Raw genomic sequence first — 21,776 nt, forward strand, 5'->3', positions numbered from 1 at the left:
CAACATAGAGTCCATTCCTTAACCTGGATGATAGACTACTGAGTGAGAAGCCTTAGGCTCCTCTGTCCCAGTTGCTAGTGATGCGCCAAAAAACCTCTGGGGAACAGCCCCTATGCTCATTCGATTATCCTTTAAGGTCTCTAATTCCTTGGGCAAAGTTTCTAACAGTTGCTGAACTTCTACGGCAATTTCATGCAGTTCTTGCGCAAAGCAATATTCAAGAGTCAGAGAATGCCATCGATAACGAGTGGGCATTCTCTTATATCTCGAAGGTTCCTTAACAATATCTCTATTATTAGGATCGGTGGGACTTAGTTTTAACCAATGCAATAAACTATCCTTATCGGTAACATGACTTGAACCTGGAACAATGTACCAATTATTATCTTTATTATATTGCTTAAACCATAGAATAGGAGTTACAACATCTACTCCCTCGATTACCTCATTGTCAATATTAGTCACATGCCCATCAGCCAAGGCTTGGTACACGGAGCTTAGGCGATCTGCTAAACTCTTATAACGTTCAATTTTTATTTTTAGCTGACTTAATTGCTTTTTTAGTTCTGGAGATAACGGAGTGTCTAACTCTAAAAACTTTTTATTTAATACTTCAGCCTCTTGTAGTTCTTCATGCTTCAAAAGAGTAGCAAAGGAACTTGGAACTGGAATTTGCATATTGGGAATTTCATGTTCAACCAGTGTGCTCTCTACATCAACCAGTTGCGTTACATCGATTTGCATTAAGTCAAAATCTTCGACATTATTAATTTGATGTTCTTTAGCAAATTGATTGGTATTTTCTTGTAGCATAAGAACTAACCAATCCAGATTAGAGCTTTGGCTAGCCCATAACTCCCAAAAACCGTCCATGCCATCAGTAAAGCCCGTGGTTAAACCAGACCATGTCATGCTAATCAGGTCAACCAAAGTTGAATATACCAAATAAATGCCTGTCAGCCCTAAGCCAATAACGATTAAGGCAACGGAAATCGGAACCACTAAGAAAGCAGTCACTAATAAGTTATTGTGAAAAGAAAAGCCTCGTCTATCTAAAACCGTACTGATGAATGCAGGCACCCAAAATAAAGCAGAAAAGGTTATCGAAAGCGCTTGAATGACGGATTGAACGCTATTATAAATTACGCGAAGAGGTAAGGCCGTAACTCCCAATAACATGGCTAACAAACGCTCAGGTATAGTCATAAATTACGCCTTTTCCTTATTTTGATGACGAATTGTATAAAAACAATCCAGGCGCGTCAAGATTAGTGTTTATTTTCCTTTTAATATCTTTTTTAATCGATGGAGTTTAAAAAAACGCTACTGTCATTCTATGTCCACTCCAAAGTCCCCCATTTCAATCTTAATTATTTTAGTTTAACCTTAGGCCCAAATTTCCTGCTGGTTTCTTAAGAGTTGTAGTAAATATGGAACAAACCGATGTTATTGTCATTGGCGCTGGCGCTGCTGGCTTGATGTGCGCCATTGAGGCAGGCAAACGTCACCGTAAAGTCCTTATTCTGGATCATGCCAACAAGGTCGGCAAAAAAATTCTCATGTCTGGAGGAGGACGCTGTAATTTTACTAACTATTATGTAGAACCTCATAAGTATTTTTCTCATAATCCCCATTTTTTTAAATCGGCCCTGAGTCGTTACACTCAATGGGATTTCATCGAGTTAGTAAAAAAACATGCTATTCCTTTTCATGAAAAAACTTTAGGCCAATTATTTTGTGATAACAAATCAAAAGATATAGTCGATATGTTACTTGCCGAGTGCGATAAGGCAGGAGTATCAATCCACTTGAATACAGCCATTGAAAAAATCCAACAACTCGATACACATCACTTTAAAATTTACACCAATAGAGGCAAATTCCGTTGCGAATCATTAATCATTGCCAGTGGTGGCTTATCTATACCTACGATGGGTGCCAGCCCCTTTGCTTATAAAGTTGCAGAACAGTTTGGAATAAAAGTCTGGCCTACCAGAGCGGGACTTGTTCCTTTAACCTTGGACGTTATGGAAAAAGAAAAACTATCCATACTTTCAGGTATTAGCATTGATAGTCATGTTAAAAATGAACGGAATGAATTTAGAGAGAATATCTTATTTACTCATAGAGGCTTAAGCGGCCCTGCTATTTTACAACTGTCCTCCTATTGGCATCCTGGGGAACCCATTAGTATTAATTTTTTACCCGAACAAAATCTTTTTGAGCATCTAAAAGAGGCTCGTATTGAAATGCCGCAAAAACAATTAAATTCAGTTCTTTCTTTGTACTTACCTAAACGGGTAGTAGAAGTGTTTATCCCCAAAAACTTAGCCGAAAAAAAACTTTCAGAACTATCTAATCGAGACTTAGAAGCAATCGCGCACCAAATGCATGCATGGGTTGTAAAACCCAATGGTACCGAAGGCTATAGAACGGCAGAAGTCACTATAGGCGGTGTGGATTGCAATGCCATTTCTTCGAAAACTATGGAAGTAAATGATATCCCTGGATTGTACTTCATTGGTGAAGCGTTGGATGTAACAGGCTGGTTAGGCGGATATAACTTCCAATGGGCGTGGTCATCTGGTTGGGCCGCTGGACAGGTAGTATGACCCTCATTGATGTATTTAACATCATGTAAATATGCTAATCTTACGTGTTTTAAAGATAATTTCATTGCATCATAGAAAACAGGAGGTGTCAGTTGAATAGACTTGTCATTATCGCTTTATTATCGCTTATTCACATGATTGGATATGCGAAATCTTCTAATTTTGTTGCGTGTAAAAGTACTTATGCTCTGTGTACTGAAGCATTGTGTGAGCCTCTACCGGGCAAGGCCGGCTTTGCAACCTGTTCTTGTAAAGTAAAAACTGGTTATTCAGCTGGAACAAAACCCTGTACTGGTGTAATAAAAACCCAACATGGACAAGCCGTTAGCTCACGCTACTATCCCATCAAATCTTATAAAGTCTGCACTAATGACAGACCTTGGGCATTTTGTTTAGATAGCCCCTGCATCATGGATCCCCAAGATCCAAGCAAAGCGACTTGCATTTGCTCTTTAGCCAAAAATCAAGGTAAATACATCATTGTCCCCAAGGGTCATGAGGCGGCATCCTGTACTCAAGGGATTTATTCATCAGCTACAGTCGATGATGTCACACAAATTACTGACTTCTTAAAAACACAACCCAATTTACATCCCTTTCCTATAAAAGTTCTGAATGACTAAACGGATAGTTGTTGGGGCAACCTTAACTACCAGATAAAGGAACAAACGAGATAGCGTTGCCCCTCATTTTGATTAAAAATGGATACTAAATCGCAGAAGAGCAACTGTATGGAATTAAGTATTCAATACGGTTGCTTGATACGGTATAGAGCGATGCAATCGATAGCATTTTAAAAAATCAAATGACTAATGATTATCCGACATCGCATTGACATTGGTTATCAAATATTGAATCACTTGTTTGTTAATACTTTTCATGATCTCGGGGATTTCATCGGTAATCTTATCGAAATCCTGTTTATTAATATAAAATAATACCCCGTCAGAAAGTGCCGTTACTGTTGCAAACCGGGGTATATCAGCAAGTAGAGCGAGTTCTCCAAAATAAGCTCCCTCAGATAATCTACCAATGACCACCCCTTTCTTCGTCACATTGACCTCACCAGAGTCAATAATATAAACGCCATCCCCCTCTTCCCCCTCACTACAAATTACCTCACCACTTGCCATATCTCTTGTTAAGCAACAATCAGCTAGTACTTGTAGTGTTTCTGCGGCCAGATTTTTAAATAAATCTACTTTTCTTAATCTGGTTAACATGTAAATTGAATCCATATTATTACTCTCTATATCTTGAATATATTGACTCAACCAAGGGTCATCCATGGACAAGCTCGTTGAGACTTCCTTGAGTTTCTTATCAACAAATAGCGTCATCAAAAATAAAGCAATTTTTCTATCTTCAATCGTTGAATCAATTAACTCAAGGGCTACTGCTTGTTGACTCCTATCCGGATTGCGAGATGTTAATAAAGGGATACTATTAAGTATATCAGGAGATCCAACAATAGCTGTTGTATAATATAAGACCCGTTTTTTGATAAATTGAAGACGTGAAGCGATTTCTTCATGAATTAATGGATCTTTATAGCGCATTAATTGTGTCGATAATTGCATATAAAGATCAATTTCAATTTTCATTGTATTAATCAAAAAGTTATGGAATTGCTCACTTATTTTAACTTTTACTCCTCTGTAGGCTATATATTTAGCCATTATTGTTCTCATGACGACATCCTGACTAGTTGATACCAGACTCATTAAACTAAGCTCCGCTTTATCACCGCGTAGATCGCTAAGAACATAAAAACAAGACATTTTGACAATATAAGTAGAGGTATTATTGAACTTATTCTCTACTCGCTCTATCACCCTATCCCCTATATTAATAAGACAACCGTGTAGAGCATAAGAAATCCGTGGTTCGCCTAGATGATTCACTAAAAAGTCCAGCAAGCGATCGCTTGGTACAGAACTAATTTGCTTTAAAGCGAGATTTTGTAATGTTGAGTTGTCTTGATTAACGAATTGAATAAGGTATTTTTCTTTCTCACCCATGCTCATTTCATTGAGGACATATAAGAACCACTTATTCTGCTTGATATCGTCAGAATGAAACATATTTAAAAGAGCTTGTATGGCATCAATTTGCAACTCAAGATCACCTTGTTTAAGATAAATCAAGCTTAAAATGGCTAATGAAGACGCTGTTTTATTTTTTAATGATTGCATGCTTTCAAGCAGAAAATGAGCGGAGTCTGATTCCAACAAATAAAGTGCAAGATACCATTGGGTCTCCTCATCTTCTGATTTCAAAAAAGCAATTTTTGCTGCGTGATCAAATTGTCGTTGTGCTCTACGTTTTGACAATAACCTGGCAACTTCTCTAATTATTGGTACATTTTCGCCAGTCAATAAATCGGTAATCGAGTCAGGTAATTGCAACGATTTATAATGTTCTAAAAGTTGTAAACCAAAAAGCTTAGCCCCTGGATCGGGGTAATCGAGAGCTTGCTTTAATAAATATTCAATATCTTTATTGTCTCTTTGAGACATATTAATCAAATCAGGATTAAAACGACGTAAATAAACTGATTGAGCTAATTGGGTACGATACTGACCTATCAAAACTTGAGCTAAATAAAGAGAAAAAATACAAATACTAATTACCGCAATTAAACTAAGTACCGTTTTATGACTTGCATAAGTAATACATAAAACGATGACTGAAGAGCAGATCATGGCTAAGGGAGTAATAGTGCCGTTTAACTTTAATCGATCAAGAAGTCTTATAGCGCGCGGTAAAATATTGAGGTAGAGGTTTCTAGATAATGATGCAGTGGTATAACTAAACATGTCATTAATAATGAACAAAGCCGTCATGGAGTATAAATTAAAATGAAATAAGGTGGTTACAGCAGTTATTAGTATTGCAATGGGGTAAATAATGATAATTTTTTTACTCCCCAGAACCTTAAAGAGATAATCTATGAAAACAAACTGAATGATTAAAATGCCCGAGGTACTAATGACAAAAATCATACTGATGAAATGGGCTATTTTCTCTTTTTCTATATCAGCAACTAATTCCAATTTTAAATTGTAATCGATAAGGGTACCTGTAATGGTTGATGCTATAGTCATCAATGCCAGGTATTTGAATATTGAATTTTTCTTAATCGTTGATGAAAGATCTAAGTGTTTCTTAACTACTGTGACAGGAGCTGCGGCAAACCGAGCCATCGGATTAATAAAAAAGAGACTAATTAATTCAATGAGAAACATTAATGCTACAAGTTTTACTGGAGAAAACTCTTTGGAAATAGCTCCAACTAACGCCCCTGCTGCAATAGCCCCCACTGTAGAAGATACCTGTAATATTTTACTAAATCGTTTAAATTCCTGAATATCAAAGATATCAGAAGCGTAGTTCCAAGCAATAAGCGTAATTATGGATGTATAGGTTAAGAGAATAATGGCGATAAGAAATGGAGCGATGAACCATCCTGTTTTTAATGCCGGAATAAAAACTACTAGTGAAAAAAGAGTAATAAACTTGAAGCTAATTGCAAACTTTCTTTCGGACCTTTGCAAATATTTACTTGAAATCATTGTGGCAAGTATCATTAATATTGCCAAAGAAAAGTAAAAATAAGGTAAAACTTTTGTAGGATAAGAAGTTAAAATGATCGTATTTGCAAGAGTTTTTCCGGTAATTAGAGAAACTGTAGCAAGAAAAATGACAAAACAAATTATAAATAGTTTTTTCCTATTTTCTTTCGACACATACATTTTGCAGTCCCTTGTTGTGGCTTATAATTAAATAACTGCGTCATGCACTTAGAGCCCCCGTCTACAATTACAATCCATGTCCTGACACTATGTTTAGTTTATGTACAATTCACTCCTAAGTCAAATCCCCCTGATGAAAGAATAGAGCCATTGAATAACTAGCAGATTTTGTTTAAGAACAAACCTATTACCAGTATATTAACATTTGAAAAGAGGTATAGAAGTACTATTTTTATTCTGTTTAATCAAACTTGATTTTTAATGATATTTCTGGATTAATATTAACCACAAATCATTATAGCCTTTGATCGCAGCACCAAAGCAATGCCAGGAAGAATACATAGATAGAGCAATTTAAGTTGACATCTATGTTTCTGCATACAAACAACAAATCTAAAATTTGCTTTATCATTCAAGGAGAGAATAATGGCAGAAAGCATCAAGAACTTGAGTATTAATTTAAATATTCATGCAATTGAGGAATTCCTTCACCTTGCCCAAACTAAAGGAATGAAACGGAAAGCGGCTCTTGATGAGTTAATCTTTTATTTCATGAATCATTTAAATAATAATATGTTGTTATTGAATAGCTCTGAGAAAGCCGTTACTGATATTAAAGAAATTTGTGATGCAAAAGACTTTACCACTCATAGTAACTTCCTTGCAGCATTGACCATCGTATGCTATCAATCTGTCAGCTATGTCAATTTGCGTCATATAACAGAACACGATTATTGCCCCGCCCAAATAGTCGCAGCCTTTCACCATGAATTACTAAACCTCCCTAATCATCCCATTATTTTCAAAGCTTATTTGAATCAACTAGCGCAAATCCCTAATGAAAAGCGCGCTGTTTTCTTGTTCTGTATCAAAACATTTGTCCCGGAAATGCTTATTGTTGGTAATTTCAGTTCTAATGAAGAGTTGTCCGTACTAAGCTCTCTTATTAATGCCTGTTCAATACCGACAAGCTTCACGTTTAGTGACTGTAATCAAGAGAAAATGAGTCCAGAAGGAATAGATGTTTTCTTATCCTGTATCGCTAAAGCGGAACGATTAGTCCTTGATGAAATTAATATGAATGCCTGGACTGTAGAGTTTTTTTTACGTTTTGTTCAAGCAGTAAAAGCCAATAACGCTCTGCACTCATTAAGCCTTGCAAATACTCAACTGAATAAATGTTGTATGGATTCCGTAAAATTTAACGCCATCTTGGAGTTAATTACCCTCCCACAAATAACTGAAGTAAATTTGCAAGCCAATAATTTAGACTCTTTACCACAAGCTACGTTCAAAATACTGAAAAAAACTATTATTCACGCAGGTGTTAAACCTTTAGGTCTAGAGTTAACGATAGAGAAAAAAGGCACTGCTGGTAACAATGGCTTATTTGCTCAATCCGTTACGGGGATAGATCTTTTACAGGGAACAATGTCAGAGTATGGGATAGCACCATAAGAAGTTTCTCTCTCTAGCCTGGTTGTTTACAATCAGGCTGCGATTATGCCGCACAAAATATCAGAGCTGAGTCCCCACTGCGAGCGTACTATTGGCCCATATTTTCCCTAACACCTCATGCATAGCAATAGCAAAATAAGACAAATTATAAGCATTAGGAATAATCATTTTCCCCCAACTATCGGTAGTCCAATAAAAGGTAAAATCAGTTGGCGCAGGAATAGGATGGAGTCCTTGCTGTTGGCATAGAGCCATAGAACGAGACATGTGAATAGCAGAAGTAATCAAATAAAAAGGCTGATCATGAACTATGGCTACTAGTTCTCTAGCCTGATCCGCCGTATTAATGGATTTACCCTCCAGTACAACTCTCTGTTCGGGAATGGAAAACCACTTAGCTAATTGAGCTAAACGTTCTGCTTCAGGTTGCTCGCCGGTATCACCGCCACCGGATAAAACCAACTGTGCCTGGGGTAAGGCTCTAAACAAGCGAATACCTTCAATCAATCGTTTAAGGCTTGTGGCAGTAAGCAAATCATTAACTGGCATTCCGGCAGATTGACCTGATCCACCACTTAACACAACGACCCATTTAACTTGGGGATCAACATGCTGCACTACGGGATATTGCTCTTCTAATTTATAGGTCATATATCGGGGCAACCAACCCGTGCTAATAATTAGCAACACCATAAAGACTACAGTTAAAGTAATGCGCACAAATCCTAAATGAGTTCGACGCCATAAGAAATAGAGGCTTAACCCTAAGAAAAATAAACATAAAAAATAAGGGTTCACCAAGAACTCAGTCCAATGTCTCAATACAGCCATCATCTAACCCGTTTCATCAAATACAAACCTAATAAAGCAAAAATCAGTGTAGGTCCTACAGCAGCGAGTTCAGCAGGCCATTGGAATACAGTACTGACAGGTCCAAAAAAACGATTCACGATATGAAAGCCAAAACCCACTGTTGCCCCTACTAGCAATTTAAAGCCCATTGTAGACGAACGTAATGGCCCAAATATAAAAGGAATAGCTAATATCATCATTACCATTGTTGTTAATGGCTGTATAATTCGTTGTAAAAAAGCAAATTTATAATTATGGGCATTTTGATGATTGCGCTTTTGCTCACGTATATAACGATTTAATTCATGTAAGGTCATTTCATCCGGGTTAATACCACTAATTTGCAAAATATGCGGTTTCACCTGAACATCCCAAGGAATGGAGTTAAATGTCGTAGCCTTAGTATGATCCGAATAAAATTCAGTTTGTTTGACTCCGTAGGCAATCCATGAATTATCAACATATTTTGCTTCATCGATATCACGAGCGATTTTCAAATGGTGTTGCTCATCAAAACGAAATTGATAAATATTTTGCAATACATTATTAGGAAGAATAGAGCCTATGGATATAAAGTCATTGCCATAGCGAAGCCAAACCCCTTGCGCGGTTCGTAACGTTTGTCCCCCACTTAATGCCGCGGTTTTATAATCATTTGCGTAATGCGACATAAAAGGAACTAGAGTTTCGCCCATAGAAGTAATAAGGATAATCACGATAATAGACGCTTTTAACACTGCCCAGGTGATTTGCCCAATAGACATGCCAGCGGAGCGCATGACAATTAACTCACTATGATTAGCCATCACTCCCAAACCAATCAAACACCCCAATAAACTGGCCATAGGAAAAAATAAATAGATTTGATAAGGTAATTGCAATAAAACAAAATAAGTAGCTTGCAGTATTCCATAGTCTACTTTACCTAAATCATCCAACTGACCAACAAACAAAATAAAGACCTGCAGTCCAGCCAACATCAAGGTCACTAATCCTATGGCCAAAAGCACTGTTTTCGCGATATAGCGATCCAATATCCTGATGCTCATGCCAATTTCACCTGATTACGCCAGATCAAAAATAAGCCTATGAATAACATAAGCAGGTGTAACCACCACATGCCTATCCATAAAGGAATTTTTCCTGAAGCAGTTGCGTTACGGGCTACAAACATAAAATTAGCATACAAAATATAAATAATAATCGCCGGTAACAATTTAGCAAACTTCCCCGAGCGCGCACTGACGCGACTAAGAGGCACTGCTACCAGGGTTAAAGCAAAGACCATAAGAGGAATAGATAAACGCCATTGTAATTCAGCGCCTTTTTCGCGATCTGGATTATTTAGCGGCCATAAATTGGCTATGCTCGCCGTGCGTAGATCTTCATTAAGTCCCTTTATCGTTGGATGAGGTAAGCGTGCCTTATAATCAACAAATTGAGCAACCTGGTAGTCCGCTTTTCCCGGAACCCCTTGGTACTCCTTCCCATCTTGCAGCACTATATATTCTTCTAAAGTTTTTGGGTCAGTTTCCGCATAAGCTTTATCGGCCCACAACACATCCCATTGTACCGTATCCTCTTTCTCATTTTTCTTCGCCAGAAATACTTGCTCTGCTTTGCTATGATCACGGCTCATAGATTGCACATAAAACACTTGTTTCCCCGAGCTTATTGCATGAAACCTCCCTGGCATAATGGTTTGAATCAAAGTCTGAATCCCAGTAGAGCGCAACAGTTTGGCACGCTCAAGAGCGATATACGGACTTACCCAAATCATCATCACCCCTACAAAGACCGCAACAAAACTGGCCATAATAAAACTGTGTTTTAATAACTGCTTTGGGCCATAACCGCAAGCACGTAAAATCGTCATTTCATTTTCTGCATACAAGCGACCATAAGCCAATAATAAGGCCATATAAAAGCCTAAGGGCAAAAGTAGCCCCAATAAATTAGGTAATTCCAGCATCATCAACTTCATAATAATCATGCCAGGAATATTGCCAGATGCGGCACGATTTAAATATTGGACAAATTGATTACTCAAAAAAATTAGCATCAAAACTGCCGTTAATGCAGTTAAAGTGATAAACACTTCTTTGGCCAAATAACGAAAAATTATCACTCAATACCCCTGAGATGAGAAGATGTAATAAAGAGTTTGAAAAAACCAAAAAACAATTGCTCATGATAATTCATGACGCATTAATTTGCACCCATGAAAATGCTTAGGTACACTAGAATCTTTTTAGTGGCGCGGAGTTAAAAAATGAACTATGCACTAACACAAACCCCCTCATTGAGCCATAGTGAATGTTTGGTTCTGGGTGTTTTCTCGGACGCGGACTTACCAGAATTCGCACGGACTCTGGATACAGAACATCATGGTCTCATTAAAAAATTAAGCCAAAGAGCTACTGAACCAGGTGATGCAGTCTGGCAAACAGATGTGCAGGGACATAGTTTATTGCTTATACAATGTGGAGAGAAAGCAGAATTTACTCCCAATAAATTACAAAAAAGATTAAGTGAAATAGTTGATTCCTTAATAAAACAGCGCTTTACTTCTGCCACTCTTTGTCTGCCTCAATTAAAGCGATATACAGCAGAATGGCAGTTAGAACAAATGATTCTGCAAATCAACAACCAACGATATCAACTCCTTGACTTCAAAAAGAAAAATGCCAAGCCTCACCCACTTGAAACCATTAGCTTTTATTTACCAGGAGCGGATGAAAAGGTAGTGGAAACAGCGCAAGCGATAAGCACAGGAGTTGAATTAACTCGGCATCTAGCTAATATGCCGGCCAATATCTGCACTCCGACCTATCTTGGAGAACAAGCTCAGCACTTAGCGCAGCAGTTTGCTTCGATAAGCTGCACAGTAATGGGGCCTGAAGAGATCCAGGAAATGGGTATGGGCGCTTTGTTAGCCGTATCTCAGGGTAGCGATCAACCGCCAAGACTTATAGATATTCAATATAAAGGGGCAGGAACTAGCGCGCCGATTATCCTGGTTGGTAAAGGCATTACTTTTGATTCTGGTGGTTTATCCATTAAACCTGCTAATGCTATGGACGAAATGAAATATGACATGTCTGGCGCTGCCAGCGTTTTAGGCACTATAAAGGCCTGTGCGTTATTGAAGCTACCGGTTAATGTAATAGGCCTAATCGCCAGCACTGAAAACATGCTCAATGGTTCTGCAGTAAAACCTGGGGATATTATAACCAGTATGTCAGGGCAAACAGTGGAAATACTAAATACAGACGCTGAAGGTCGTTTAGTATTGGCCGATGCACTGACTTATGCCGAACGCTACAGCCCAGAATTTGTCATTGATATAGCAACCCTCACTGGTGCCATCATTGTAGCTTTGGGCAACGTTGCAACTGGATACATGACGAAAGACGAGCCATTGGCAAAACTGATTGAAACAGCGGCAACCGAAAGCGAAGACAAAGTCTGGCGTATGCCGTTAGATGATGCCTATCAAGATGCAATAGATAGTCCTTTAGCGGATATGATTAATGCAGGCTTTGACCGCACTGCAGGAAGCATTACCGCTGCATGCTTTTTATCTCGCTTTACAGAAAAATATCGCTGGGCGCATTTGGATATTGCCGGTACCGCCTGGATATCCGGAAAAAAACGCAATGCAACAGGAAGACCTGTTCCTTTACTTACACAGATAATACGCCATGTCGCCAATTCGCGTTGATTTTTATTTACTAGCAAGCGACCAACCAGATGCACTCTGGCTGGTCGCTTGCCGTCTTTTAGAAAAAGCATATAAGAGAAATCACAAGGTTTATGTGCACTGTGGTAGTCAGAACGACGCTGAATTCCTGGATGATTTATTATGGTCATTTAGAGATGACAGCTTTATTCCGCATAATCTCATAGGCGAAGGACCAGAACCGCCCCCGCCGATACAAATTGGCTTTGGTAAAGAACCAAGAGGATTTAATGATATTTTACTCAATCTTGCACCTGAAATTCCTGCATTCCATAGTAAATTTAAACGAGTAATGGAATTAGTATCTAACCAGGAAACAGAGAAAGAGCAAAGTCGGATTCATTATAAAGAATATAGAGCCAAGGGTTATGAGTTGCACACTCATCACTTAGAATAAGCAGTCCGTATTAATATAAATACGGCCCAACTTCCTGGGAATAATTATGACCTCTTACCTATTAAAATCGCTTTTATGAAAAAATAAAATTTAGCATTGTAGCCCGGTTGTAACGAAGTAAAACCCGGGTTACAGTCCTTCCACCCAGGCTATTTGACTCTATTTGACGTTAAGCTATGACCACATTACATCACATTTCTTTTTTACTGCAGCCTCTAACATACTAATTAACGGGACTGCACGCTTTCTCAAGCTAATTTGTGGTTCCTCATCATCAGTATCTTTTTGAGCGGAATTTGTTTTATCTCGGCCAAGACCTTGCTGCAAATTAGACAATGCCTCAGACACTTCTTCTGCCGTCAAAGCCCCAGGTACAGCTCCACTATGCCCCATTAAAGACAGTAAACTTTTTGCAACATCGTTAAAATAACTAATATTTTCATAAGCATCGCAACTAAAAGTAATCAATTACAATTCTCCCTTTTCTACTTTTATTTCTTGATATCCCCCTAAAAGCATAAATGCCTTTAGAGAACAACATAGGTCGTCCCTCGTGTTTACCTACTCGATTTACGTAGACCTTACCTTACTGACCATAGACGCGCAATAAATATTCTGCAACAGTACGTAATCCCAAAGCCTCTCCTCCTTCAGGCTTTCCAGGTTTATTACTGACATTCCAAGCCATAACATCAAAATGCACCCAAGGAACAGATTGAGTAATAAAACGTTGGAGAAATAAACCGGCAATTATAGCACCAGCGTAGGGAGAAGAGCTCGAATTAGCTATATCGGCAATAGCCGAGTTCAATAAGTCCTCATAGGCTGTAAATAAAGGTAAACGCCACACTGGATCCGCTACTTTACACGCAATTTCACTTAATTGTGCAGCTAATTGATCATTATTAGAAAACATGGCGGCTATGTCAGAACCTACAGCAACACGCGCAGCACCTGTTAATGTAGCAAAATCGATAATCAATTCAGGTTGTTCTTCACAAGCCTTTACTAGAGCATCCGCTAATATTAAACGCCCCTCGGCATCAGTATTATCAATTTCAACCGTCAAACCATTACGCATAGTCAAAACATCGCCGGGTCTAAATGCATTAGGCCCTATGGAATTTTCAACAGCGGGAATAAGGACTTGTAAACGAATAGGTAACTGGCTCGTCATTATCCATTGCGCCAAACCAATCACGTGCGCCGCCCCCCCCATGTCTTTTTTCATGAGACGCATACCTGAAGACGGCTTGATATCAAGTCCACCACTATCAAAACAGACTCCTTTACCGACCAAAGTAATGCGTGGATGCCGCTGATCGCCCCAGGTTAAAGACAATAATCGCGGAGCAGAGTCAGAAGCCCGGCCTACCGCATGAATGGCAGGGAAATTATTTGTCAGTAACTCATCACCAACCCATTGTTTAAATTGAGCCCCATAAGTTTGTGCTAATTGCTCTACAGCATCCGCCAACTCTTTAGGCCCCATATCGTTAGGTGGGGTATTAATTAAATCCCGCACCAAATAAATGGACCGAGTCATAGCAAGAACTTCGTTTAGCTGTTGTTCTTCAACCATTAGTACTCGAGGCTGTATCTCATATTGTTTATAGGAAACAAAGCGATATTGTGCTAATCCCCAAGCAACAGCAGCCTGCTGAGTTAACTGCTCCTGCAGCTGATAACTTCCAAATGGCAATAACTGAGCAGCATGAGCTAGAGCCGCTTCTTGCTGACCTGAGCCAGAACCGATATAAACCTTATCGACAACTCCATCCGCATTGTGAATCAAACAACAGTCACCTAACTTTCCCTTAAATTGACGCACAGCAAAACAATTGCGTTCCGCTGCCGACAAACGCGCCACTTGTTCTTCCCATTGGTTTAGTGACATTAGAAAGAGAGGGATAGCCCTCTGGCTATGAGTTGTATAAAATAAATCAGCCTGCATCATTCTCATTCCTTCATTTGACCACGGAAATGACTAAACCGAAGTCCAGTAAGACCCAAAACGAGTAAATAAATTACTACCACCGCTAAAACATGAGCTAATAAAAGACTCAAACGCATCACAGGAGGGAAACTCAACCAATAATGTACTGAACCATTCATCAGATACAAATAAACAGCAATCACACCATTAGCAATTAACAATTGCATGCTGTATTTAAACCACCCTGAAGAAGGCTGAAATATACCTTTTTTAACCAATAAAAATAATAATAGACCACAATTCACATACCCCGCCAATGCGGAAGCTAAAGTTAACCCTGCATGAGCTAAATGCCAGACAAGAACAGAGCACAATATAGTATTGACAACCATAGAAATTGCTCCCACTTTTACAGGAGTACTAATGTCTTGCCGTGCATAAAAACCAGAAGCGAGAACTTTAACCATCATAAATGCAGGAACCCCTGAGGCTAGGGTAATCAGACTCTTTTGCGTCTGCAACAAATCATAAACGTGGAACTTGCCATAGGCAAAACAACTGGCAATTAAAGGCATAGCAAAAAGTGCCAAACCTAATCCCGCAGGAATTCCGATGAGTAAAATAGAACGTAACCCCCAATCTAAAGCTCGTGAGTATTGTGCGTTACTCTGCTCTGCATGTTTTCGCGAAAGATGAGGAAGAATTACAGTGGCAATGGCCACGCCAAAAACACCTAAAGGAAAATCAGTCAGCCTATCCGTGTAATACAGCCAAGAAACACTCCCTACTTTCAAAAATGAAGCAAAAATACTATCAACCATTAAATTCAATTGGGCAATTGAGACCCCAAATAAAGCCGGTACCATCAACTTCAGTACTCGATTAACCCCTTGGTCATTACGAACGAATCGTGGCCTGATTAACAGATTTTTACTGTATAAAAAAGGAAGTTGAAAAAGTAATTGGGCAATTCCGGCAACGAATACCCCCCAAGCCAAACCTATAACAGGTTGAGGCATAGTAGGACATAAATAAATAGCGGCTAAAATCATACTAATATTCAGTAATACCGGAGTAAAAGCAGGCACTCCAAAATAACCATAGGTATTGAGAATAGCCCCAGCCATAGCAGTTAAAGAAACGAGCATCAAAAAAGGAAAAGTAATGCGCAACATTAAAGTAGCTAATTCCGAGCGCGCGCTATCATGAAAGCCTGGAGCAAATAAATAAATAATGAGCGGCGCAGCGACTATCCCCAATAGAGTCACTAAAGTAAGAATAGAGCTTAAGTATCCCGAAATACGCGAGATAAAGGTGCGAACATCCTCCGGAGAGCGGGTTTTTTGGTATTCCGCCAATACGGGAACAAATGCCTGAGCAAAAGCTCCTTCGGCAAAAAGTCTACGCATAAAATTAGGTATTCTAAATGCGACAAAGAATGCGTCCATTCCTGCCTGAGCACCAAAAAAATTGGCAAGCACCATATCGCGGACAAAGCCCGCCATACGAGAGATAAAAGTCATCACTGAAACCAGTGTGGTTGAACGCAATAAACTTTGTCGTTTAGGTACCATAACATCCGTCGCTGACATATCATTCTGTGCTAAAAAAGAAATATGCTCTATGATATACTGAAATTATCAAAGTTACATCAAGGTTGATATTGACAAATTCTGACTCATTGTGCATGATCAACGTCTTTTGTACTACCTGAATGAGTGGAGACTTTAAGTGGCAAATATTAAATCAGCGATCAAACGTGCTCGCCAAAACGTAAAACGCCGTCAACATAATGCAAGTGCACGTTCTATGTTCCGCACTTATGTTAAAAACATGCTAAAAGCAGTTATCGCTGGTGATAAAGAAGCGGCCCAAACTGCCTATGCTAAAGCACAACCTATTATTGACAAAGCTACAACTAAAGGTTTAATTCATAAAAATAAAGCTGCTCGTATTAAAAGTCGTCTAATCGCACGTCTTAAAACGATGGCCGCTTGATACCGTGTTTCCGTCGCTCTAAGTTCGAAAACACCCGAACCGACATAGTCGGTTCGGTTCTTTGTAGCTAATAGCGATAACTGCCTGGATAAGTTGACTCTACATTACTTAGGTCATTTCTTGTTGTGTCTTCTTGTCTTTCGCTAGCAACTAATGGCAAAATTGTAGCTGCATGAAGAGCACCTAATGTGTTGAATAACCCCAATATCCCCATCAATTGAGTTGGTCTGATTAGGTAAGTAGCAGTACTACGTCTTGACGCCAAAAATTGAAGCGTGGCGCAATTGCTTGCCATGCTATTTAATTTATTATTTATTTCTCTTGAGTCCTTTTCTATTGCATCACATGTAATCAAATGCTGTGCTTCCCGCTCAATTTTAATTTTTTGCTGACCATTCACAAACAAGCCATTAAACATATCTAACTTACTTGATTGAATCTGCAATCGACGCTCTGGATGAACTACCCCATCTTTTTCAAATAAATTAATTGCCAATTGATGCAACATTCCATGCCAAGGCAAATAAGGACCAAACGATCTTATTAACCAAAATCGTGTATCTTCTACAGCAGCATAGCCCTCACTTAAAGAGTCAACAAAGCATTGTAGAGTAGTAACAAATTGTAATCTTCGCGCATATAACTGCTCATCAAACAACGTAAATGCCTGTAAATTATTTTGCTGACCCGCAGTATAAATTTCTACAGCCACTTGCACGCGTTGGCGATAGTGCTCTAATGTATCAACACCTGATTTAGCAAAGCGTAGCTCATCAAGGATGCCAGTAGTCATAGAATGCGCCCAAGCTAACTGCTTTAAATTAATGAATAGCTCCATTGGAGCAAGTAAGTTATCTAACTCTTGCAATTGATCCAGCAAGGTGGTCAAACGGCATAATCCCGAAAACGCCACGTTTCTATTACTATAAAGGGTATAAATACTTTTTGTAATCACTACCGGATGATTAAGCTCTTGAAACGATAGCTCGGATGTCTCGTCCTCTTTTTGATTATCAGTTTCGGTATTAAATCGTTCCTCAGCTGTATCATAGCGCCCAAAGGGAAAATTATTTTCTCTAAGGCTTTCTTGCATTTCTTCTCGTGTTGCCGCATTAGCAGCAATAAGCCAATTTTTTTTAACTTCGCTGGAAAGCAAATCTCCTTGGCTATCCATCCAAGCTGTAGCTGCGGCTATCAACTGTTCCTTTGCAATTTGAATTTGCGCGCGTAATTCCTCAATGGTCAAAAACATTATTCCATGCTCACTTATTTGCAAATGTGGGTATAGTGTACTCGTGCAATAAGCCGACTGCAATCAAGGAAAAAGATTAAAAACAGAAGTGTTTTATACGATAAGGGGAAAAAAACAGGGTGCTCTATAGCACCCTGTCTTATCTAACCGAAAGTATTCGTCCGTTTGGCTTCATTCAGTTTTTCATACACTTGTTTTGCTGGAGCAAAATTAGGGTATTGGGTAACTAAGCGTTGTAAAATCATCCGAGATAACACCTCATCCCCTCTATTCCATTCATTTAAGGCATCAAGATACATCAAGTCAGCAGGCTGGCCAGAAGATGTACGTGCACTATTCATTTGTACTGGCTCGATAAAACTAACACGACCTTGAGCTGCCTCTAATCGTTGCAATATTCGACGAGCTTGCGGACTACCATTCTCACTAGCTTGTTTGAGTAGTTGTTTTCCTTTTTCTAGTGAGTGCTCTCCAGAAGTACCCTCCAAATAATAAGTACCTAGTTGGTATTGAGCATAAGCATTTTGTCTTTCAGCCAGTTTCTGATAGATGCTTGCAGACATTTTGTTATCCTTTTCTACTCCTAAACCATAATGGTACATCCTGGCAAGAGCTAACATCGCTTTCTCATTACCTTTCTCAGCAGCCTCTTGGTAATATTTCACTGCATCAGGAAAATCAAGTTTGGTCGCCACACCAGTTTCTGAGAATAATCCCAAGGTATACAATGCATTTCCGTTACCTAGAGCGGCGGCTTTCTTATACCAGACCAAAGCTTGAGGTACATTGCGTTCTTGTCCTTGGCCGTAGAAGTACATACCACCTAGTTGATTCATTGCCTCATCAACCCCTTTATTAGCGGCTTCAAGAAACAAAGACTTAGCCTTTGTATAGTCAACCGATACACCTTTACCATACTCGTACATTAGCGCTAAATTGTATTCACCTAATACATCTCCTGCGCTTGCTGCATGCTCATAAGCTTTTAAGGCTTCAGCATAATTATCATCGACAGTTTCATAAATGAATCCCAAAGCGACGGATGCTTTCGGCAATTGAGTAGCGGCTTTTTTGTACCATTCTTTTGCAAGGCTATAATCGGGTTGCCCCCCCTCGCCAACTTGAAAGAACTGCCCTAATAAATACTGTGCAACGACATTACCTTGCTCTGCTGCAGCGGTATACCAACGTTGGGCTGCGGATAAATCTGGCGCAACACCTAATCCCTTTTCAAGCATAAAACCTAGCTTCAACTGAGCATACTGATCTCCTTTCTCAGCTAGTCCTGAATAGATTTGTTTTGCTTGATTCAGCTTATCTTCATCGCTTTGCTCTTTATTGCTGTTATCTGACAAGTAATAATCAGCTAAAACGATTCCAGCATGGCTATTACCTAAGCTGTAAGCCTTAATCAAATCAGGTAGAAAATCTTGTTCTGTTTGACGTTTTAATACGGCCAAATTAAAGTCAGCGTAAGGAAATTGCGCTTCCGCAGAAAGTTGAATTAAGTCCGTACCCTTTGTTCTGTCTTTAGCAACCCCTTTACCTTCTGTAGTGTAAGTACCTAAAATAAAGTCGCTAACAGGATTTTGACCTGACTTCTGATACCAATACATCGCTTTAGCTGTATCGCTGGTTACTCCTATGCCTCGATCATAAAGCATCCCTAATAATAACGCAGCCTTATCATCGCCTAGTTGCGCCTGTTCATCGGCAACACTAAAAGCATTTGCTTGTCTTTGTTTATCATTATCCATGGCATTATAATAAGCCAACGGTAATAGAGCTAAAGCAACTCCATTTTCTGCAGCTCCCTGATAAAGCTGACGTATCAAAGCTAGCTTGTGTTTTTTAACGTCGACACTAAACCCATTATTAAATTCATGGGCCAAATGCTCAGCCAGCTCATACTCTGCAGGTCCGTAATTATTAGCTGATGATAAATACAACATTGATAGTGCTTGTTCATGATTAGGCTTAATATATACTGTTCCATCAGGCCCTACTTTACCTTGCTCAAGAACTCTAGCAAGCACATATTGGCACTGTTTATTCCCTTTAAAAGCGCCGTCTGTAAGCCAATTCAAGGCCGTTTGGTAATCCTTTTCATCCTTAGCATGCTCAAGATATAAGATACCTAAATTATATTCGGCCCCTAAATGTTGTTGTTCAGCTGCATTCTGGTAGAAAACAATTGCTGACTCATCGTTTTGCGTAACACCTAAACCATATTGAAACATCTGCCCTATTTCAAATTGTGATTGAGGATCGCCTAATATTGCCTTGAAATACATTTGGCTAAAGACCGACATATAATTGACTTTTTGTTGCCAGCCGGGGGTCCAGAGATCTATTAGGCTTGCATTATTGTCATTCTCATCTTGATAATAATTGGCATCAATATAAGGAGCCGGTAAATTAGTATGAGATACAACCAAACTATTTGCCTTATCTAGCGCCTCTATAAAAGGATTTAAATGATACATCGGATAAGTCCATTGATTTGCTGGAAAATCAGCTTTCCGATTGATCAATGCATCATAATAATCATTAATAGGTATCTCATTAGGCTGAGTCAGTTCAAATTGTGGTCTAAAAATATCTTGACGAGATACTACATTCAATTGAGGTGCTTGATTATAGGTATTATTCCTTAAGCCAGAAGGATTTTGCCAAGCACTGAATATCCCCCTCAGTTGATAATTCGTTTTTTCTAATTGATCTGTTGCCCCATTGCTTAACCATAGTGCGGCCTGAGCTAATGGAGAGGTTTGTACTTTTTTCTTAGCATCTAATGTGGCTTGAGCTGCCCACTGCTTTGCCAAATCCGCATCCGCAGTAACCCCTATTCCTTTTTGATATAGGTTAGCAAGTTCACTTTTAGCTTCAGGCAAACCTTCTTGGGCGGCTTTTAAAGTCCATAAAAATCCAGACTTCACATCATAAATTGAACTTTTATCCTGCAAATAGGCATGAGCTAAATGCAAATAGGCAGTCAAATCATGTTGCTTAATCGCATCATTATACCATTTCACCGCATCCTGTGGCTGATTATCTGCCAAAGCAATATCACCAAGAGTGGTCATCGCAGGAGCATAATTTAGCGATGCAGCTTTAGTTAATAATTCTATTCCCTTATCCTTATCTTTTTCCACTAACTTGCCATCCATATAGAGGCGGCCAAGTCGTTCAAGAGCTTTAGGATTACCATTGTTCGCAGCTTTGTTTAACCATATTAAGCCTAATTTATTATTCGCAGAATGCCGACTGTCGATGAAATTTTCTGCTAAAGCAAACTGCGCAATAGGATTTCCATTTTTTGCCGCATCGATGAAGTAATGAGTCGCCGTATCAGTATTTTTCTTTACTCCAATACCATATAAGTAGGCCGCGGCTAAGAACATTTGCGCTTCGACATCGCCCATAGATGCTGCTTGCTTAAACCAACGAATCGCTTGTTCAGGGTTTTTATCTCGTAGCAATGCATATTTGGCCATTAATTGAATAGATGGCAAATAACCCTTTTCCGCTGACTGGAGAAAATAACGCATAGCTAAGTCATTATTTTTCAGCTGACCATAGCCATAAAGAGATAATCGCCCCAAATAATAATCAGCTATAGCGTCTTTTCCTGACTTAGTCAGTAAAGGCTCCGCAGCTTTATTATATTTGCCTAATCTATAGGCATTAAAATCGTTGTCAGCCAATGCCTGTTGGCTTGCTGATGCAGCGACTAAACAAATCCAAGGTACTAGTGATTTCATGAAGATTCCC

16 protein-coding genes are annotated in these 21,776 nt (G+C 39.1%); 6 read left to right on the top strand and 10 right to left on the bottom strand.

All coding sequences use genetic code 11. The annotated features are described in order from the left end of the window. Positions 1-18: 18 nt before the first annotated feature. Positions 19-1,206: a hypothetical protein gene (locus LFA_RS11680; RefSeq protein ID WP_045096347.1), complete on the bottom strand. Its 1,188-nt coding sequence runs from the start codon at positions 1,204-1,206 to the stop codon at positions 19-21. A gap of 224 nt (positions 1,207-1,430) precedes the next feature. On the opposite strand from LFA_RS11680, the gene LFA_RS11685 reads away from it, so the two are divergent. Both LFA_RS11685 and LFA_RS11690 read left to right on the top strand, forming a co-directional pair. Beyond that, entirely contained in the window at positions 1,431-2,612 is a 1,182-nt protein-coding gene (locus LFA_RS11685; protein ID WP_045096348.1) for a BaiN/RdsA family NAD(P)/FAD-dependent oxidoreductase, read from the top strand. 92 nt (positions 2,613-2,704) lie between these two features. Next, on the top strand, positions 2,705-3,235 hold the full coding sequence (locus LFA_RS11690; protein ID WP_045096349.1) for a hypothetical protein: 531 nt from the start codon (positions 2,705-2,707) through the stop codon (positions 3,233-3,235). Positions 3,236-3,421: 186 nt separating this feature from the next. Here LFA_RS11690 and LFA_RS11695 read toward each other — a convergent pair whose 3' ends face one another. Then, positions 3,422-6,367 carry a cyclic nucleotide-binding domain-containing protein gene (locus tag LFA_RS11695; RefSeq protein ID WP_045096350.1) on the bottom strand — a complete coding sequence of 982 codons (2,946 nt, stop codon included), beginning with the start codon at positions 6,365-6,367 and terminating at the stop codon, positions 3,422-3,424. Positions 6,368-6,793: 426 nt separating this feature from the next. Here LFA_RS11695 and LFA_RS11700 point away from each other — a divergent pair, with 426 nt between their 5' ends. Continuing rightward, on the top strand, positions 6,794-7,825 hold the full coding sequence (locus LFA_RS11700) for a hypothetical protein (RefSeq protein ID WP_045096351.1): 1,032 nt from the start codon (positions 6,794-6,796) through the stop codon (positions 7,823-7,825). Between the two features lie 60 nt (positions 7,826-7,885). On the opposite strand, the gene LFA_RS11705 is transcribed toward LFA_RS11700, so the two are convergent. Genes LFA_RS11705 through lptF form a run of 3 tightly spaced genes read right to left on the bottom strand, consistent with a single transcriptional unit; the run spans position 7,886 to position 10,805 of the window. Then, positions 7,886-8,659: a YdcF family protein gene (locus tag LFA_RS11705; protein ID WP_269447715.1), complete on the bottom strand. Its 774-nt coding sequence runs from the start codon at positions 8,657-8,659 to the stop codon at positions 7,886-7,888. Further along, positions 8,656-9,726, bottom strand: coding sequence for an LPS export ABC transporter permease LptG (lptG, locus tag LFA_RS11710; RefSeq protein WP_045096353.1), 1,071 nt, complete (start codon positions 9,724-9,726; stop codon positions 8,656-8,658). Before lptG ends, LFA_RS11705 begins: the two co-directional genes overlap by 4 nt. Continuing rightward, on the bottom strand, positions 9,723-10,805 hold the full coding sequence (gene lptF, locus LFA_RS11715) for an LPS export ABC transporter permease LptF (RefSeq protein WP_045096354.1): 1,083 nt from the start codon (positions 10,803-10,805) through the stop codon (positions 9,723-9,725). Before lptF ends, lptG begins: the two co-directional genes overlap by 4 nt. 144 nt (positions 10,806-10,949) lie before the next feature. Here lptF and LFA_RS11720 point away from each other — a divergent pair, with 144 nt between their 5' ends. Together LFA_RS11720 and LFA_RS11725 are read left to right on the top strand one after the other, a co-directional pair. After that, on the top strand, positions 10,950-12,401 hold the full coding sequence (locus tag LFA_RS11720) for a leucyl aminopeptidase (protein ID WP_045096355.1): 1,452 nt from the start codon (positions 10,950-10,952) through the stop codon (positions 12,399-12,401). Then, entirely contained in the window at positions 12,382-12,816 is a 435-nt protein-coding gene (locus LFA_RS11725; protein WP_045096356.1) for a DNA polymerase III subunit chi, read from the top strand. The genes LFA_RS11720 and LFA_RS11725 overlap by 20 nt, the downstream gene beginning before the upstream one ends. A 174-nt stretch (positions 12,817-12,990) precedes the next feature. Here the strand turns inward: LFA_RS11725 and LFA_RS11730 are convergent, their stop codons facing one another. The 3 genes from LFA_RS11730 to murJ form a co-directional block, all read right to left on the bottom strand. Next, positions 12,991-13,284: a DUF1840 domain-containing protein gene (locus LFA_RS11730; RefSeq protein WP_045096357.1), complete on the bottom strand. Its 294-nt coding sequence runs from the start codon at positions 13,282-13,284 to the stop codon at positions 12,991-12,993. Between the two features lie 118 nt (positions 13,285-13,402). After that, complete coding sequence (locus tag LFA_RS11735) at positions 13,403-14,770, bottom strand: leucyl aminopeptidase family protein (protein ID WP_045097577.1); 1,368 nt, start codon at positions 14,768-14,770, stop codon at positions 13,403-13,405. Between the two features lie 5 nt (positions 14,771-14,775). Further along, positions 14,776-16,344, bottom strand: a complete 1,569-nt coding sequence (murJ, locus tag LFA_RS11740) for a murein biosynthesis integral membrane protein MurJ (protein ID WP_045096358.1) — start codon at positions 16,342-16,344, stop codon at positions 14,776-14,778. A 139-nt stretch (positions 16,345-16,483) separates the two neighbouring features. Here murJ and rpsT point away from each other — a divergent pair, with 139 nt between their 5' ends. Next, positions 16,484-16,750, top strand: a complete 267-nt coding sequence (gene rpsT / locus LFA_RS11745) for a 30S ribosomal protein S20 (RefSeq protein ID WP_045096359.1) — start codon at positions 16,484-16,486, stop codon at positions 16,748-16,750. A 67-nt stretch (positions 16,751-16,817) separates the two neighbouring features. Here the strand turns inward: rpsT and LFA_RS11750 are convergent, their stop codons facing one another. Both LFA_RS11750 and LFA_RS11755 read right to left on the bottom strand, forming a co-directional pair. Then, a complete protein-coding gene (locus LFA_RS11750) occupies positions 16,818-18,002 on the bottom strand; it encodes a hypothetical protein (protein WP_045096360.1) in 1,185 nt (394 codons plus the stop codon). 143 nt (positions 18,003-18,145) lie between these two features. Then, positions 18,146-21,766 (bottom strand): SEL1-like repeat protein, encoded by a 3,621-nt coding sequence (locus LFA_RS11755; protein WP_045096361.1) that lies wholly within the window; start codon positions 21,764-21,766, stop codon positions 18,146-18,148. Positions 21,767-21,776 lie beyond the last annotated feature (10 nt).

The sequence above is a fragment of the Legionella fallonii LLAP-10 genome (assembly GCF_000953135.1).
GTDB classification, from domain to species: domain Bacteria; phylum Pseudomonadota; class Gammaproteobacteria; order Legionellales; family Legionellaceae; genus Legionella; species Legionella fallonii.